13 protein-coding genes and 1 pseudogene are annotated in these 14,709 nt (G+C 67.6%); 9 read left to right on the top strand and 5 right to left on the bottom strand.

Annotation, left to right across the window (positions count from 1 at the left end; translation table 11 throughout):
* Window positions 1-10: 10 nt before the first annotated feature.
* Together AUC44_RS17360 and AUC44_RS09520 are read left to right on the top strand one after the other, a co-directional pair.
* Window positions 11-283 (top strand): annotated as a pseudogene (locus tag AUC44_RS17360) (Ig-like domain-containing protein); the annotation flags it as partial.
* Between the two features lie 222 nt (window positions 284-505).
* Window positions 506-3,175: an Ig-like domain-containing protein gene (locus AUC44_RS09520; RefSeq protein ID WP_062158410.1), complete on the top strand. Its 2,670-nt coding sequence runs from the start codon at window positions 506-508 to the stop codon at window positions 3,173-3,175.
* A 166-nt stretch (window positions 3,176-3,341) separates the two neighbouring features.
* On the opposite strand, the gene AUC44_RS09525 is transcribed toward AUC44_RS09520, so the two are convergent.
* The 5 genes from AUC44_RS09525 to AUC44_RS09545 form a co-directional block, all read right to left on the bottom strand.
* Window positions 3,342-5,105 (bottom strand): PxKF domain-containing protein, encoded by a 1,764-nt coding sequence (locus AUC44_RS09525; protein WP_062158411.1) that lies wholly within the window; start codon window positions 5,103-5,105, stop codon window positions 3,342-3,344.
* Window positions 5,106-5,323: 218 nt separating this feature from the next.
* Window positions 5,324-5,722, bottom strand: a complete 399-nt coding sequence (locus AUC44_RS09530; protein ID WP_062158412.1) for a barstar family protein — start codon at window positions 5,720-5,722, stop codon at window positions 5,324-5,326.
* On the bottom strand, window positions 5,719-6,204 hold the full coding sequence (locus AUC44_RS09535) for a guanyl-specific ribonuclease (RefSeq protein ID WP_231724406.1): 486 nt from the start codon (window positions 6,202-6,204) through the stop codon (window positions 5,719-5,721). The genes AUC44_RS09530 and AUC44_RS09535 overlap by 4 nt, the downstream gene beginning before the upstream one ends.
* Window positions 6,205-6,208: 4 nt before the next feature.
* Window positions 6,209-7,216 (bottom strand): heme-dependent oxidative N-demethylase subunit alpha family protein, encoded by a 1,008-nt coding sequence (locus AUC44_RS09540; protein WP_062158413.1) that lies wholly within the window; start codon window positions 7,214-7,216, stop codon window positions 6,209-6,211.
* Window positions 7,217-7,279: 63 nt separating this feature from the next.
* Window positions 7,280-8,104, bottom strand: a complete 825-nt coding sequence (locus tag AUC44_RS09545) for an undecaprenyl-diphosphate phosphatase (protein WP_062158414.1) — start codon at window positions 8,102-8,104, stop codon at window positions 7,280-7,282.
* Window positions 8,105-8,185: 81 nt separating this feature from the next.
* Between AUC44_RS09545 and AUC44_RS09550 the strand changes: the two genes are divergently transcribed.
* From AUC44_RS09550 to dxr, 7 genes are all read left to right on the top strand, one after another.
* Entirely contained in the window at window positions 8,186-8,980 is a 795-nt protein-coding gene (locus AUC44_RS09550) for an aminoglycoside phosphotransferase family protein (RefSeq protein ID WP_062158415.1), read from the top strand.
* Window positions 8,981-9,199: 219 nt separating this feature from the next.
* Window positions 9,200-9,943: a 30S ribosomal protein S2 gene (gene rpsB / locus AUC44_RS09555; protein WP_062158416.1), complete on the top strand. Its 744-nt coding sequence runs from the start codon at window positions 9,200-9,202 to the stop codon at window positions 9,941-9,943.
* Between the two features lie 132 nt (window positions 9,944-10,075).
* Complete coding sequence (gene tsf / locus AUC44_RS09560; RefSeq protein WP_046842665.1) at window positions 10,076-10,870, top strand: translation elongation factor Ts; 795 nt, start codon at window positions 10,076-10,078, stop codon at window positions 10,868-10,870.
* 150 nt (window positions 10,871-11,020) lie between these two features.
* Window positions 11,021-11,728, top strand: a complete 708-nt coding sequence (pyrH, locus tag AUC44_RS09565) for a UMP kinase (RefSeq protein ID WP_062158417.1) — start codon at window positions 11,021-11,023, stop codon at window positions 11,726-11,728.
* A 205-nt stretch (window positions 11,729-11,933) separates the two neighbouring features.
* Entirely contained in the window at window positions 11,934-12,485 is a 552-nt protein-coding gene (gene frr, locus AUC44_RS09570) for a ribosome recycling factor (RefSeq protein ID WP_062158418.1), read from the top strand.
* A gap of 79 nt (window positions 12,486-12,564) precedes the next feature.
* Window positions 12,565-13,395 carry a phosphatidate cytidylyltransferase gene (locus AUC44_RS09575; protein WP_062158419.1) on the top strand — a complete coding sequence of 277 codons (831 nt, stop codon included), beginning with the start codon at window positions 12,565-12,567 and terminating at the stop codon, window positions 13,393-13,395.
* Between the two features lie 63 nt (window positions 13,396-13,458).
* Complete coding sequence (gene dxr, locus AUC44_RS09580) at window positions 13,459-14,649, top strand: 1-deoxy-D-xylulose-5-phosphate reductoisomerase (RefSeq protein ID WP_062158420.1); 1,191 nt, start codon at window positions 13,459-13,461, stop codon at window positions 14,647-14,649.
* Window positions 14,650-14,709 lie beyond the last annotated feature (60 nt).

Here is a 14,709-nt window from a genome sequence, read left to right on the forward strand (position 1 = left end):
GCGAGGTCACCTGGGCGCCCATGAACGGCACCTACACCCTGCGCGCCACCGCCACCGACAAGACCGGGCGCACCAGCAGCAGCACCCTGGACGGCATCAAGGTCAACCTGACCAGCAGCGACGCCACCCCCCGGCCGTCACCCTCGCCCCCCTTCCCACCACCCCGCAGCGCGCCACGGTCACCGTCACCGCCACCGCCACCGACACTGACAGCGGCGTCGCCAAGGTCGACCTGTACGACGGCGGCACCCTCATCACCTCCAACGCCACGGGCATCAACGGGAAGTACACGTTCAGCGTCGATACCACCAAACTCAGCGACGGCACCCACACCCTCAGGGCGGTTGCCTTCGACAACGCCGGCCTGAGCTCCGAGACCAGCGTCACCCTGACCGTCGACAACACGGCTCCCGCGGTCAACTGGGTCAGTCCCGCCGACGGCGCCATCACGGGCGGCACCGTCACACTGAACGCCACCACGAACGAGGGAACCGTCACCTACACGGTGGACGGCACCCCGCTGAGCGGCAACACCGTCACCTTCCAGCGCGACGGCGAGCACACCATCACGGCCACGGCCACCGACGCCGCCGGCAACTGCACTGTCAACAGCATCAGGGTCACCAGCGACGCCACCAAACCCACCGTGCAGATCACCAGTCCCACCCAGAACCAGATGTTCACCAGCAGCCCGGTGTCCATCAGCGTGATCGGACAGGACGGCGAAACGGGCCTGGCCAACATCAAGGTGTACGCCAACGATGGCGTGACCGACGAGCTGATCAGCACGCTGGGCGCGGCCGGCACGGTCACCTGGTATCCCCGGAAAACTGACGGCACCCCCTACACCATCAGGGCGGTCGCCACTGACCGGGCGGGCAATACCAGTGACGCCGCGCAGGTCGGCAACATTCAGGTGAAGACCGCCAGCAAGCTGATCGCCAGTCCCGCTGTGACGATCACGCCACCGGCCGCGGCGCCCCGGGGCAGCACCTACAGCGCGAACGCCCGACTGTACGTTCGTGGACCGCTCACCGTGCAGGCCACCGCCACCACCGACGCACCCAGCCTGACTCAGGCCGACCTGCAGATTGACGGGCAGACGCTCACCAGCACCACCACCGCTCCCGGCACGCCGACATTCAACTTCGATTTCGATACCCTCAACGAGGGACTGCACGACGTGGGCGTGCGCTTCACCGACTCGGTCGGCACCACGGGCATCAGCAAGACCAGCGTCTACGTCGACAAGACCGCGCCAGTCATCACCTGGAATACCCCAGCCAGCGGCGCCCTGTCGAACACGGACGTTACCCTGAGCGCCACGGCCCAGGACAACGCCTCTGGTGTGAAAGGCAGCGTGACGTACACCGAGAGCGGCCAGCCGATCACCAGCCCCGTGACCAGCGAGGGCCTGCACACGGTCACCGCCACCGCCACCGATAACGTGGACAACGTGGCCACCCGCACGGTCAGCTTCACCATCGACAAGACGGCGCCCGTGGTCGTGCCTGGCCTGCCCGCCACCACGCAGGAATTCAACACGGCGCCCGTTACCCTGACAGCCACCGCCACCGACAATCTCAGCGGCGTGGCCTCCATGGAACTCCTGGTCGGCCAGAGCGGTCAGCCCCTGACTACCCTGGGCCAGCAGAGTGGCGCCTCCTACAGTGCCGTGTTCACCCCGACCCAGACCGGCACGTACGACGTGCGGTACGTGGCGCGGGATGTGGCCGGCAACGTCACGAGCAGCGTGACGCGCTCGTTCAGATACTCGGTGACGACCGCCCCCGCCGAGCAGGCGCCCGCACCGGTGCTGGACGTGGTCGGCAGCGCGCCCTTCTCCGGCAATATCTCCGTGAATGTATCGGGCAACTTCGACGCTGCCAGTCAGGTGGACCGTCTGATCCTCCAGATCACCGACTCGAAGGGCGTCGTGGACAACAGCACGTACGTCACCACGCAGGCCCGCGCGACGTTCAGCGTGGATACCACCAAGTTCGCCAACGGCCCTCTGAAACTTCAGGTGATCGCCTATACCAAAACCGGTCTGCGCGGTCTCAGTAGCGAAACCAGTGTGCAGGTGCAGAATATCGAGGCGCCCAGCATGACTATCCTCAGTCCAGATGCAGGGTCTACTATCAACGGCCCCATTACTGTACGAGTCCAGCTTCGCCAGTCCACTGACGCGTTCACTCTTACTGCCCTGGATTCAAGCGGGAATAATGTCCAGCTCGACGTACGAGACTTCGCCGGTCGTAGTGTCAAGACAGTCTTGGGCACGGCCACCAAAGTCAGCAATGGTATTTATGAAGCGTTCATTCCTCTGGACCTGATCGGCTCAGACTTTTCCAGCAACACGTACAGGATTGATGCGAAAGCCCAGACTGTGCTTGCAGACGGGAGTGTCCGGTCCCTCACGGCGACGACTGCCGTTTCGACACAGGTCTCGGATAACAAACCCCCTGCGCTCAGCATCCTCATGCCTGCCTACATCACCGATCCGTACAAGGCAGACGGCCGAGTCACTTTCTCCCGTAAGTCTGCGCTGATGATCCAGGCCAGCGATGACAACGGTATCAGCAGTATCCGCGTGGATCTTGTCTGTGATGCCGCTACGGCCGCAAGTGGACAGACGTGCCCCACTGCACCCTACCAGTACAACTTCCCTGTGAACGTGGCTGGCAAAATCTTCCGGGTCTTCACGCTCGGCACCCTGATGGACGGCCAACCTTACGTGCAGAACGGCAATTACACCATGCGCGTCGTCGCCTACGACGGTAGCAACGCGAACGTGCAGGAGTTCCCGATCCGCGTCGCGCGTGACGCAGCAGCCTCGACCATCGGGCAGATTGCTGTCAATCAGGAGATTGTCACGACTGTTGTGCCAGATCTCACGCCTGGGGCGCTGAACCCCACCTCCGCCACATGGACACTGCCCGGTAACGCCGCACGTGTGCGGGTCGCCACCCTGTTCTACCGGAACGAGCAGGCAGTGGAACTGCCAGCAGAAGTCAGCGTTAATCCTGAAACTTCTATCAGCAACTTCTCAGTCAGCGCCGGCTTTATTGAAGAGGGAAGCTACCGTTACGATTTCATTATTGAAGATCTTGATACGGGCGTAACCCGCTACTATCAGGGCGGGACGGTGCGCGTTAAGAAGAATCCGAGCTGATCTTTCTTTGCGAGGTGTCACGTCGCATGATGACGTGACACCTTTCTCTTGAATGAAAAAAATTCCGATCTGGATGACGGTAAGGCTCAAGCAACCTTCCAAATACCATGACTCGCAACAGTGCAGGGGTGGCAGCGCGTGGCTGTCACCCCTGTACGCTCGTGGGTTATTTGAAGCGGAAGTAGGCTTTCTGGCTGGTGCCGTCGGCCAGGGTGAGGGTGAAGGTGCGGCAGCTGCCGGCCCAGGCGCTGTTGGTCTTCCAGATGTACACGTACTGTCCAGCGGTGGCGTCCCAGGTGAGGCTGCTGTTGCCGGCGGTGACGGTTTCCTCGACGGGGGCTTCGGTGGCGCCGCAGCTGTTGGCGGCGGAGGTGGGGGCGTTGGGCGCGAGGATGGTCATGCCCTGGTAGCCGCCGAGTCTGAATTTGACGGGTACGGCGCTGCCGGCCTTGACGGTGTTCACGACGCCGCCCATGTCGATCGGCTGGAAGAAGCCGGTGAAGGCGTAGGTGACGCTGATGGGGAATGAGCCGGTGGCCTGGTTGCCGGCGTTGTCGGTGGCGGCGCAGGTGGCGAGGGTGGTGCCGACGGAGAGGGTGCTTCCGCTGGCAGGCGTGCAGTTGAGGCCAGCCAGCCCGCTGATGGCGGCGTCAGCGGTGGCGGCGTAGGTCACGGTGGCCTGACTGTTGGCGGTGGCCGTGACGTTGACGCCGCTGGGGAGGCTGAGGACGGGTCTGGTCGCGTCGCGTTTCACGGTGATGCTGGCGGCCGCGCTGGTGTTGCCGGCGTTGTCCGTGCAGGTGGCGGTAGCGGCGTAGGCGGCGCTGTCGGCCGTGAGGGCGGCAGGGGCCGTGCAGGTCCCGATGCCGCTGAGGTTGTCCTGGCCGGTGACGCTGAAGCTGACGTCGCTGGTGTACCAGCCGTTCTGGCCCTGGGTGCCGCTGGGGGTGACGCTGGCGGTCGGCGCGGTGGCGTCGCGTTTCACGGTGACGCTGGCCTGGGCGGTGTTTCCGGCGTTGTCGGTGCAGCTGAGGGCGGCCGTGTGGCTGGCCGCGTCGGTGGTCAGCGGGTCGGTACCGCTGGCTTCGCAGCTGGCGATACCGCTGGTGGCGTCGGCGCGGGTGGTCTCGAAGGTGACGTCACTGGTGTACCAGCCGTTCTGGCCCTGGGTGCCGCCGGGGGTCACGGTGACGTCCGGGAGTGTGGCGTCGCGTTTGATGGTGACGGTCTGGGTGCTGGTGCCGCCCGCGCTGGTCGCCGAGCAGGTGAGGGTCTGTCCGGTGGTGTCCTCGGTCAGGGTGACTGATGGGCAGGGGGCGCTGGTCACGCCGCTGTCGGGATCGGTGGTATTCCAGACGACCGTGACATCCCCGGTGTACCAGCCGTTCTGGCCCTGAGGGCCGGTGATGGTCGGCGTGACCACCGGGGGCGTGCTGTCGGTCGGGGTGGGGGCCACCACCTGCACGGTGAACCGGGCGGCGGTATTGGTGCCCTGGGCGCCCGCAGCGCTGACGGTCAGGGTGACGACTGTGCCGACCGGAGCGTTGGGATTCACGGTGTACGTGAGGGAGCGTGCGTTCAGTGAGCCGCAGCCCGTTATGGGGGAGGAGGGGCCCGCGTTGGCGATGACTGACGGGTCGCTGGAGGCGAGTGAGAAGGTGACCTGGCCGCCGTTGCCGGTGGCGTTGCAGCCCTGTTTCCCGTCGCCGTTGGTGGGGTCGAGGTAGAAGCTGGCCGATCCGGTCTGGCCGGGTTCCTTGGTGACGTTACCGGTCGGGACGACCCCGTTGACGTTCACGATCACCAGGTCCTGGGCCTTGACGGCGCCGCCCGTATGGGCGGCCGGAGGAGCCGGGGGTGAGACTGGGGCCTGGTGGCAGGCGGCAAGCAGCAGGGTGAGGGTGGCGAGGGCCGGGAGGTGTGCCTTCATATGGGCTCCTTTCCGTGGGCGGGTCTCACCATTCGCTCGTTCTGTCCGAGGTGACCGGGTTACGGGACAGAGGTCAATGCGGCCCATGGCGGCGCGCTGGACAGCGAGCCGTTTCGATGTTGAACGTGTATGTTCTGGGCCTCAGCGTAATGCATCCTTTTCTCACATTGCCCATGATGTGCCGCTTGCCGGGGGCATCCTTTCGGGGGGGAGCCCCCCTACCAGCCGTTGGGATCGTAGTCGGGTTCCTCGATGAGGAGCCAGAGGCTGCGGTCCTGCTCGCTGGCGTTGGTCTGGGCGTCCAGCAGGGTGCGTTCCAGTTCCGTGGCGAGGTGGGGGTGGCGGCGGCGGAAGTGGGCGTAGTCGCAGAGGATGAGGGCGTAGCGGGCGCTGATCTGCTCGGGGTCGGTGAGGACGTCGTAGAGGGCGTCCCAGTTGCGGCCGAAGGTGTCGCGCAGGCCCAGGCCCTTGAGGAAGGCGAGCATCAGGCTGTCCTTGTCGTGGACGGTGCCGAAGTTGATTTCGCGCACGGCGATCTGGTAGCCGGCGGCGATGATGCGGGGTTCGTGCGGCGCGGTCTGGAGACCGCTGGGGGGTTCGTTGAAGATCTGGATCATGGCTGGAGGCTCCTGAAGGTGCGGTAGTGGTCGGCGGTGTAGTAGCAGTCGTCGGTGCGGGTGTCGGGCTGGCCGCCGCAGATGATGCGCCGCGCGCCGCGGTCGGTCTCGCCGGGCGTGGGGACGGTGTACTCGCGGTAGTAGCCGCCAGGTTGCCGGGGGAGGCGGCGTTCGCGGTTGCCGAAGGGGCTGCCGTCCTTGGCGTAGCGGAAGGGGCCGCCCTGGGCGATCTGCCGCATGACCTGCTGTCCCTCGCGGGGCAGGGCGCTGACGGGGAGCGCGCCGCGCGTCGTCTGCTGGGTCGTGGTGGTCTGGCGCTGGCTGACCGTGCCGGGGTTGGTGGGGCCGCTGCCTGTCGTGACGGTGGTGCGGGTGGTGACCCGCGTGCTGTCGCTCCGGATCACGGTGGCGTCGTCCGGGGCGGCGCAGGCACCCAGGAGCAGGGGAATGAGGAGGAGCAGGGCGGGGCGGGCGGGCTTCACCCGGTTAGTCTAGGCTGCGGGCTCTGAGCCACCCCAGCAGGTCTTCTTGCAGGTGGGTTAATCCCTTGTACGTGACCTGTGTGGGCGTCATGGATTCGATGGCGGCGGCGAGGGCCTGGGCGTGCGCGGGCGTCTGCACGGCCTCCCGCAGGGGATGGATCAGCGGGCGGATGGTGAACAGGGCGCCATACGCGGCGGGGAAGCCGGTGAGGGTCTGGCGTTCCACCCGCAGGACGGCGCGGTCCGGGTCGAAGCGGGTGTGCGCGGCGCGGTCCTCGTCGGGTGGCGCGGCGGGGTGATGGTCCAGGCGACCCGTCATGCTGAGGCCCCACGCGAAGCGGATGAACGGCCCGCGCGTGACGGCGGCCTCCACGAGGCGGGGCGCCGTGGCGTTCATGGGTGCGCTGCCCGCGACGGGTTCGTGAACGGCGCGGAAGTCGCGGCCCAGCTTGTCGCGCGGGTCCCAGTGCTGCGGCAGCAGGACGTGCGTGGCGGCCAGCCAGTCCGCGCCGGTGTAGGGGTCGCGGGCAATGAGGGCGAGGTCCTCCTGCGCGTTCAGGCCCAGGAAGTCCAGGGCGTGCAGGGGCTGCACCCCGTCGACCAGCGCGGCGTGCGGGGCGGGGAAGTGCCTGAGGTCGTGCACGGCGTTCCAGCGGGGGTCGAGGGTGGCCTGCCAGCCCAGCAGGTCGTTGCGCAGTCGCGCGCCATCCCAGGTGATCATCCCGCCACTGTCGCGGGCCAGGGTCGCGGCGATGTGGGTCAGCGCCGCCCCTCGCAGGTCCGGGGTCAGGGCGGCCTCACCCATGTACTCGTGGGCAGCGCGGGCGTGCGCGGCGACCTTGCCCGCGATGAATGCGGGGTACGCGTCGTCCAGCGTGAAGGTGTGCCCCTCCGGGCGGGGGTCGTCCAGCCAAGGAATGGGCTGCTGGCCCATGCGGTACAGGCCGGCAGAGACGGCGTACGTCCCGTTCAGGAACGGGCGGTAGAGGGTGGGTGGGGCCACGCCCCGCATTCTGGCAGGACAGCGGTGGGGGCGGCCTGTCGTGTGGATCAGGCCGCCCCCGGTGTCAGAGCCTCAGGCGAGGTTGCCGTTGTTCAGCACGCCCGCCGCGATCAGCACGAGGATCAGTACGCCGACCACGACGCGGTAGATCGCGAAGGGTTTGAAGTTGTTGGTGGACACGAAGCGCAGGAGCCACCCGATGGACAGGTACGCCACCACGAAGCTCACGGCGGCGCCCAGCAGCACGTTCAGCACGCCGATCTCGGCGAGGATGTCGCGGCTCTTGATGAAGTCCAGCAGCGCCGCGCCGCCCAGGGTGGGCACGCCCAGGTAGAAGCTGAACTTCGTGGCGGTGGGCCGGTCCAGACCCAGGATCATGCCGCCCAGGATGGAACTCGCGGAGCGGGAGAACCCGGGCCACAGCAGCGCGAGGCACTGCAGCGTGCCGATCATCAGCGAGCGGCGCACGCCGATCTTCTCGATGGCGTCCACGTTGGGCGTGACGCGGCGCGATTCGATCAGCCACATCAGGATGCCGCCCACGATCAGCGCCCAGGCGACCACGCTGGGACGGAACAGGTACGCCTTGATGGTGTCGCCGAACAGCACCCCCAGGATCACGGCGGGAATGCAGGCCACGACCACGCCCAGCCACAGGTTCTGCTGGGTCTTATCGCGGCCGATGTGGCGGATCTGCAGGAAGTCCTTCCAGTAGTAGGCGAGCACGGCCAGGATCGCGCCGCCCTGGATGACGACCTCGAAGGTGTCCTTGACTTCCTTCGACCACGGCACGCCCATCAGGTTGCCGGTGAGGATCAGGTGCCCGGTGGAGCTGATCGGCAGGAACTCGGTGATCCCCTCGACGATCCCGTAAACGATGGCGTAGAACCAGTCCATAAGGGCCAAGTGTAAGCCCTGTCACGCCCTGCGGCGCGTCCCCCTTTGGATGCACCCCCGTTCCGGGGCAGACTGACCGGCATGAGTCTGGAGGCTGACCTGATCCGCTGGGGGCTGACGCCGGACGGCGCGGCGATCCGCACGCCGGGCAGCGATCTGATGCCCGTGTGCTGGCAGGGCCGGGCGGCGATGATGAAGGTGGCCCGCAGCGCGGAGGAGGTGCGGGGCCACGACCTGATGGTGTGGCTGGACGGGCAGGGCGCGGCCCGTGTGTTCAAACATGGGGGGGAGGCGCTGCTGCTGGAACGCCTGGAGACGACCCCATCGCTGGCGGGCTGGGCGCTGACTGGCCGGGATGACGTGGCGACGCGGGTGCTGTGCGGCGCGGCGGCGGGTGTGCATGCGGCGCGTGTGACTCCCTGGCCGGACCTGCCGGGTCTCCCCCGCTGGTTCGGGTCGCTGGAGGCTGCACAGGGCCGGGGCGAGGGATTTGCGCGGGCCTGGGCCACCGCGCGGCGCCTGCTGGCTGACCAGCGGGACGTGCGTCCGCTGCACGGTGATCTGCATCACGGGAACGTCCTGCGCAGCCCGGAGCGGGGCTGGCTGGTCATCGATCCGAAGGGACTGATCGGGGAGCGGACCTTCGATTTCGCGAACATGCTGTGCAACCCGAATCTGAATCACGCGCTGAGGCCGGAGCGGCTGGCGCGGCAGGCGGCTCTGATCGCCCGGGAGGCCGGGCTGGACCACGCGCGGCTGCTGGGGTGGGTGGGGGCATATGCGGGTCTCTCGGCGGCGTGGCATCTGGAGGACGGTCAGGAGGAGCAGGCGCGGCAGTCGCTGGCGATCTCGGCGCTGGCCCACAGCCTCCTCTGAGCGGCCTGTCCGCCCTGTTCACCCGACCTCCGCTCTCCCCTTCCCGCTCGGGCCTCCCATCGCGTATAATTTCCGTTTGGGTGCCCCCGTGATCCTGCCCTGCGCGCTCGAGCGTCGCGCTGCGGCCTGGCCCCACCACATGCGGAAGGACGTTCTTCCTGACGCGGGGCTGGCACGAGGACGGCAAACTTTTCCCGAACACAACGCTCAGGAGTCACCATGTCGTACATCAGCATGAAACAGCTGCTGGAAGCCGGAGTTCACTTCGGTCACGAAACCAAGCGCTGGAACCCCCGCTTCAAGCGCTTCATCTTCGCCGAGCGCAACGGCATCTTCATCATCGACCTGCAGAAGACCCTCAAGCAGGTCGACCGCAGCTTCGACTTCATCAAGGAACTCTCCGAGCGCGGCGGCGTCATCCTGTTCGTCGGCACGAAGAAGCAGGCGCAGGAGATCGTGGAGCTCGAGGCGCGCCGCACCGGCATGCCCTTCGTCACCAGCCGCTGGCTGGGCGGCATGCTCACGAACTTCAAGACCATGCGCACCCGCATTGACCGCCTGAACGAACTCGACGACCTGTTCGAGTCCGAGCGCGTCAACGACCGCACCAAGGCCGAGCGCATCAAGCTGGCCGCCGAGCGCGAGCGCCTCCAGCGCTTCGTGGGCGGCATCCGCAAGATGACCCGCCTGCCCGACGCGATCTTCGTGGTGGACCCCACCAAGGAAGTCATCGCCGTGCAGGAAGCGAACAAGCTCGGGATTCCCGTGATCGCCCTGGCCGACACCGACAGTGACCCCGATGTCATCGACTACATCGTGCCCGGCAACGACGACGCGATCCGCAGCATCCAGCTGATCACCCACCGCATCGGTGACCTGCTGGTCGAGGCGCGCGGCGGCGGCGAGGACGTCGGCGCGGCCGAAGCCGAGCAGACCGAGGCCACCGAAGCAGCCGAAGCCTAAGCACGGGACCCAGGGGGGACGCGTCCCGGCGCAGGCCGATCAAGGGCGCGCCCCCCTTTTCCCGCGCAGCGCAGCTCCGAACCCGACTCCGAAGCCCGAGATGCGGGCTTCACGCCCACAGGAGGCAACACCATGCTGGAATCGATCAAGAAACTCCGCGAACTGACCGGCGCGGGCATGATGGACGTCAAGAAGGCCCTCGCCGACGCCGACAACAACGAAGAGAAGGCCATCGCCCTGCTGCGCGAGCGCGGCATCGCCAAGGCCGTCAAGAAGGGCGACCGCGAAGCCAAGGAAGGCATCGTGCGCTTCGCCGTGGACGGCAACCGCGCCGCCATCGTCGAAGTGAACAGCGAGACCGACTTCGTGGCCCGCAACAGCGACTTCCAAGCTGTCGTCGAGAAGCTCGCGCAGGCCGCGCTGGCCGCCAAGACCAGCGACCTCGACACCTTCAAGGCGTACACCGTGGACGGCGAGACCGTCGCCGACCTGGTCGCCGCGACCGCCGGCAAGATCGGTGAGAACATCGTCCTGAACAAGGTCGCGTACCTCGAGGGCAGCACCGTCGCCGGCTACGTGCACAGCAACGGCAAGATCGGCGTGCTCGTGGACGTCGAGGGCGGCAGCGAGGCCCAGGCCAAGGACGTCGCCCTGCACGTCGCCGCCGAGCGCCCCCAGTTCCTCACCCGTGACGAAGTGGACTCCAGCGACATCGAAAAAGAGCGCGAGATCCTCACGAACAAGGCGCTGAACGAAGGCAAGCCCCAGCAGATCGTCGAGAAGATCGTCGAGGGCCAGATCGGCAAGTTCTACTCCGAGAAGGTGCTGCCCGAGCAGGCCTTCGTGAAGGACAACAGCCTGACCGTCGCCAAGTACCTGGGCGGCGCGACCGTGAAGCGCTTCGTCCGCTTCGAGATCGGCGCTTAAAGTCCCTCACAGGCCCCCCGCTGCGGGGGCCTTCGCGCGGCGGCCCCCGCGTCACAGCTGGCCGTACCCGTCAGGGGCACCCGGCAGCCGCCCCGCGCGGTTGCCGGTTTCTCCTGCCCCTTCCCGCCCCCCCATTCGTAGAGGTGAAACATGTTCAAGCGTGTCCTGTTGAAATTATCTGGTGAGTTCCTGGCTGGCGAGTCGGGCTTCGGGATCAGCCCCGAGACGACGGCCGCGCTGGCCCGGCGCATCACGGACGCGCTGGACGGCACCGACATCGAACTGTCGATCGTGATCGGCGGCGGGAACCTGTGGCGCGGGGCGCGCAACGGGCAGGGCATGGACCCCGCCACCGCCGACTACATCGGCATGCTGGGCACCGTGATGAACGCCATGGCCCTCCAGGACGCCATGGAGAGCGCCGGGCGGCCCACCCGCGTCATGAGCGCCATCCAGATGGCGGCCGTGGCCGAGCCGTACATCCGCCGCCGCGCGATCCGTCACCTGGAAAAGGGCCGCGTCGTGATCTTCGGCGGGGGGAACGGCGCGCCGTTCTTCACGACCGACACGACAAGCACCCTGCGCGCCCTGGAAGTCGGCGCGGACGTCGTGCTGATGGCGAAGAACAAGGTGGACGGCGTGTACGACAGCGACCCCCGCAAGAACCCGGACGCCAAGTTCATCGAGCAGGCCACGCACCTCCAGGTCGTCGAGCAGCGCCTGGAGGTCATGGACGCCACCGCCCTGACGCTGTGCATGGACAAGGGCCTGCCCATCGTGGTGTTCGACCTGTTCCAGGAGGGCAACCTGCCGCGCCTGTTCCGGGGCGAGCGGGTGGGCACACTCATCCAGAGCTGAGACTGACTTCGGTGGAACGGCTGATTTCAGATGTTCCATCCGAGCGGATGCGAGCAGAAGCAAAACGGGTTCCGGGCGTGGAGTTGGCCACCCGGTGCAGTGCCGGGTAGCCAAAGGAACAGACGGAATCCGTACGACCCCTGAACGGGCACCGGGCGCCCTGATCGCTTAGACTGGCGACACTTTCCCGCAAGGAGACTCACCCATGGCTGACATGAAAACCATCCAGGCCGACACCCGCGAGAAGATGGGCAAGGCCATCGAATCGCTGGAAAATAACCTCTCGGTGCTGCGCACGGGCCGCGCCAACCCCGGCATCCTGAAGAAGATCGTCGTGGACTATTACGGCAGCACCATGCCGATCGATCAGGTGGCGAGCATCACCACGCCCGACGCCCGCACGCTGGTCATCACTCCCTGGGACCGGGGCGCGCTGAACCCGATCGAGAAGGCCATCCGCGACAGCGACCTGGGCCTGAACCCGAACAACAAGGGCGACACGATCTTCATCAGCCTGCCCATGCTGACCGAGGAGCGCCGACGTGACCTCGTGAAGAACGCCAAGAGCTACTCGGAGGACGCCCGCATCGCCGTGCGCAACATCCGCAAGCACGCGCTGGACGAGGTGAAGAAGGTCGAGGGCATCGGCGACGACGAGATCAAGCGCGGCGAGGCCGACGTGCAGAAGATCACCGACGAGTTCATCGCGCGCGTGGATCAGACCTTCCAGAAGAAGGAGCAGGAAATCCTCGGGTGAGGCCCCCCGCCTCCCCTGCCCGTGACCGCCGGTCTCCCCGGCGGCACTTTCCTATGGCCCGCCTGAGCCCGGAGGCCGCGTGGAGTCGCTGAGCAGCCGCGTCCTGACGAGCGTGGTGGGCTTCGCGCTCCTGAGCGTGATCGTGTGGATCGGCTGGGTGGCGCTGCTGCCTGCGCTGATCGTCGTGGCGCTGATGTGCCTGTTTGAGTACATCCGCATGCTCGACCGCAACGACATCGACGTGCGCCGCGTGAGCCTGGGCGTGTTCACTGTGGCGATCATGATCGCCAGCCTGCCGCTGTGGCCGCACGCGCCGTGGCCCGGCGGGTCGTGGCGCGAGGCGGTGCTGACGGTCGCGCTGGGCTACATGCTGGTCGTGGAGGTCATCCGGCCCGGGGAGCGGCCGCTGGAGCGCATCGTGTACTCGATGTTCGGGCTGCTGTACATCCCGTGGCTGATGGGGTACTTCCTGATGCTGCGTTACAGCCCGGACGCCGGGGACGGCCTGCTGTACTTCGCGCTGCCGCTGCTGGCGACCTTCGCGGCGGATATCGGCGGGTACTTCGTGGGGCACTTCTTCGGGCGGCGCAAGCTCGCCCCGGAGGTCAGTCCCGGCAAGACCGTGGAGGGCTCGGTGGGGGGGCTGGCGTTCAGCTTCCTGGTGGTGCTGGCCCTGACGACCTTCACGCACGTGTGGACGCCGTTCGAGGCGCTGCTGTACTCGATCCTGGTCGCCAGCGCCAGTCAGCTGGGCGACCTGTCCGAGAGTCTGCTGAAGCGGGCGCTGAAGACCAAGGACAGTGGCAGCAGCCTGCCCGGGCACGGGGGGTTCCTCGACCGGGTGGACAGCCTGCTGTTCGCGGTGCCCGCCACGTACCTGTTCCTGAACATCAGCGTCTTCACCCGCTGAGGGCAGCGCCAATCGTGCGCGGTCCCGCCGCTTCCGTCCCCCGCGTCGTCTAGCATGCGGGGGATGAGTCTTTCCGAGGGTGCAGGGCGCGGGATCGCGGTGCTGGGCAGTACGGGCAGCATCGGCACGCAGACGCTGGACGTGGCGCGGGAGCGCGGCTGGCGGGTGACGGCGCTGGCGGCCGGGCGCAACGTGGAGTTGCTGGCCGCGCAGGTGCGGGAGTTCCGGCCCGGACTGGTCAGCGTGGACGCGGGTGTGCTGGCGCAGGCACGGGAGGCGCTGCCGGGCGTGCGCGTGATCGCCGACCCGGCCGAGGTGGCGAGTGTGCCGACCGGGGTGGTCGTGAACGCCATGAGCGGCCTGATCGGCCTGTCGCCCACCCGCGCGGCGCTGGAGGGGGGGCAGGCCGTGGCGCTGGCGACGAAGGAGGCGATGGTGACGGCCGCGCACCTGATGTGGGAGGCCGCAGCCGTGGGCGGCGGGCGCGTGGTGCCCATCGATTCCGAGCACACCGGGGTGTTCCAGTGCCTGACGGGTGAGGACATGGCGGACGTGGCCGAGGTGATCCTCACGGCGTCCGGCGGGCCGTTCCGCGAGGGCCCCGCCGACCTGAGCGGCGTGACACCCGAGCAGGCCCTGCGGCACCCGTCGTGGAGCATGGGCCCGAAGGTCACGATCGACAGCGCTACTCTGATGAACAAGGGGCTGGAGGTCATGGAGTGCGCCAGCCTGTACGGCCTGCCGCTGTCGCAGGTGGGCGTGGTGGTGCACCCGCAGAGCCTGATCCACGCGGCGGTGCGCTTCCGCGACGGCAGCCTGAAAGCGCAGTTCGGCCCGACCGACATGCGCCTGCCCATCGCGTACGCCGTGGACGCCGCGCCGACCGGCATGACGCGCCCCGGGGACGTGCGCGGCGCGCGGCGCGGACGCGAGGTGGGCACGCACCTGGGCTGGCCGATGCGCGGCACCTGGGAGTTCCGCGAACCGGACCTGGACCGCTTCCCGTGCCTGGGCCTCGCGTACCGCGCCGGGGAAGCCGGGGGGCTGCTGCCGGTCGCGCTGAACGCCGCCGACGAGGTGGCGGTGGACGCCTTCCTGGCCGGGCAGATCGGCTTCACGGATATCCCCAGGCTGCTGGAACGGGTGCTGGACGACACGCCTGCCGGGACCCTGACCTGGGACACGCTGGCCGAGACGGACGCGTGGGCCCGCACCCGCGCGCAGGAACTCGCCGGCAGCGGGGTACGCGCGTGAGACGGACACCGTCTGTTGCGTTCGCCCTCCGGGAGGTCGCCGAAGGACGAACTCCACGTC

Origin of the sequence: Deinococcus actinosclerus, assembly GCF_001507665.1 — a bacterium.
Classification (GTDB): domain Bacteria; phylum Deinococcota; class Deinococci; order Deinococcales; family Deinococcaceae; genus Deinococcus; species Deinococcus actinosclerus.

What these genes read in the sequence shown, in the direction of transcription:
- AUC44_RS09525 (WP_062158411.1), bottom strand. Translation starts at nt 5,105, where the DNA reads ATGAAGGCACACCTCCCGGCCCTCGCCACCCTCACCCTGCTGCTTGCC.
- AUC44_RS09530 (WP_062158412.1), bottom strand. Translation starts at nt 5,722, where the DNA reads ATGATCCAGATCTTCAACGAACCCCCCAGCGGTCTCCAGACCGCGCCG.
- AUC44_RS09540 (WP_062158413.1), bottom strand. Translation starts at nt 7,216, where the DNA reads ATGCGGGGCGTGGCCCCACCCACCCTCTACCGCCCGTTCCTGAACGGG.
- AUC44_RS09545 (WP_062158414.1), bottom strand. Translation starts at nt 8,104, where the DNA reads ATGGACTGGTTCTACGCCATCGTTTACGGGATCGTCGAGGGGATCACC.
- AUC44_RS09550 (WP_062158415.1), top strand. Translation starts at nt 8,186, where the DNA reads ATGAGTCTGGAGGCTGACCTGATCCGCTGGGGGCTGACGCCGGACGGC.
- rpsB (WP_062158416.1), top strand. Translation starts at nt 9,200, where the DNA reads ATGTCGTACATCAGCATGAAACAGCTGCTGGAAGCCGGAGTTCACTTC.
- tsf (WP_046842665.1), top strand. Translation starts at nt 10,076, where the DNA reads ATGCTGGAATCGATCAAGAAACTCCGCGAACTGACCGGCGCGGGCATG.
- pyrH (WP_062158417.1), top strand. Translation starts at nt 11,021, where the DNA reads ATGTTCAAGCGTGTCCTGTTGAAATTATCTGGTGAGTTCCTGGCTGGC.
- frr (WP_062158418.1), top strand. Translation starts at nt 11,934, where the DNA reads ATGGCTGACATGAAAACCATCCAGGCCGACACCCGCGAGAAGATGGGC.
- dxr (WP_062158420.1), top strand. Translation starts at nt 13,459, where the DNA reads ATGAGTCTTTCCGAGGGTGCAGGGCGCGGGATCGCGGTGCTGGGCAGT.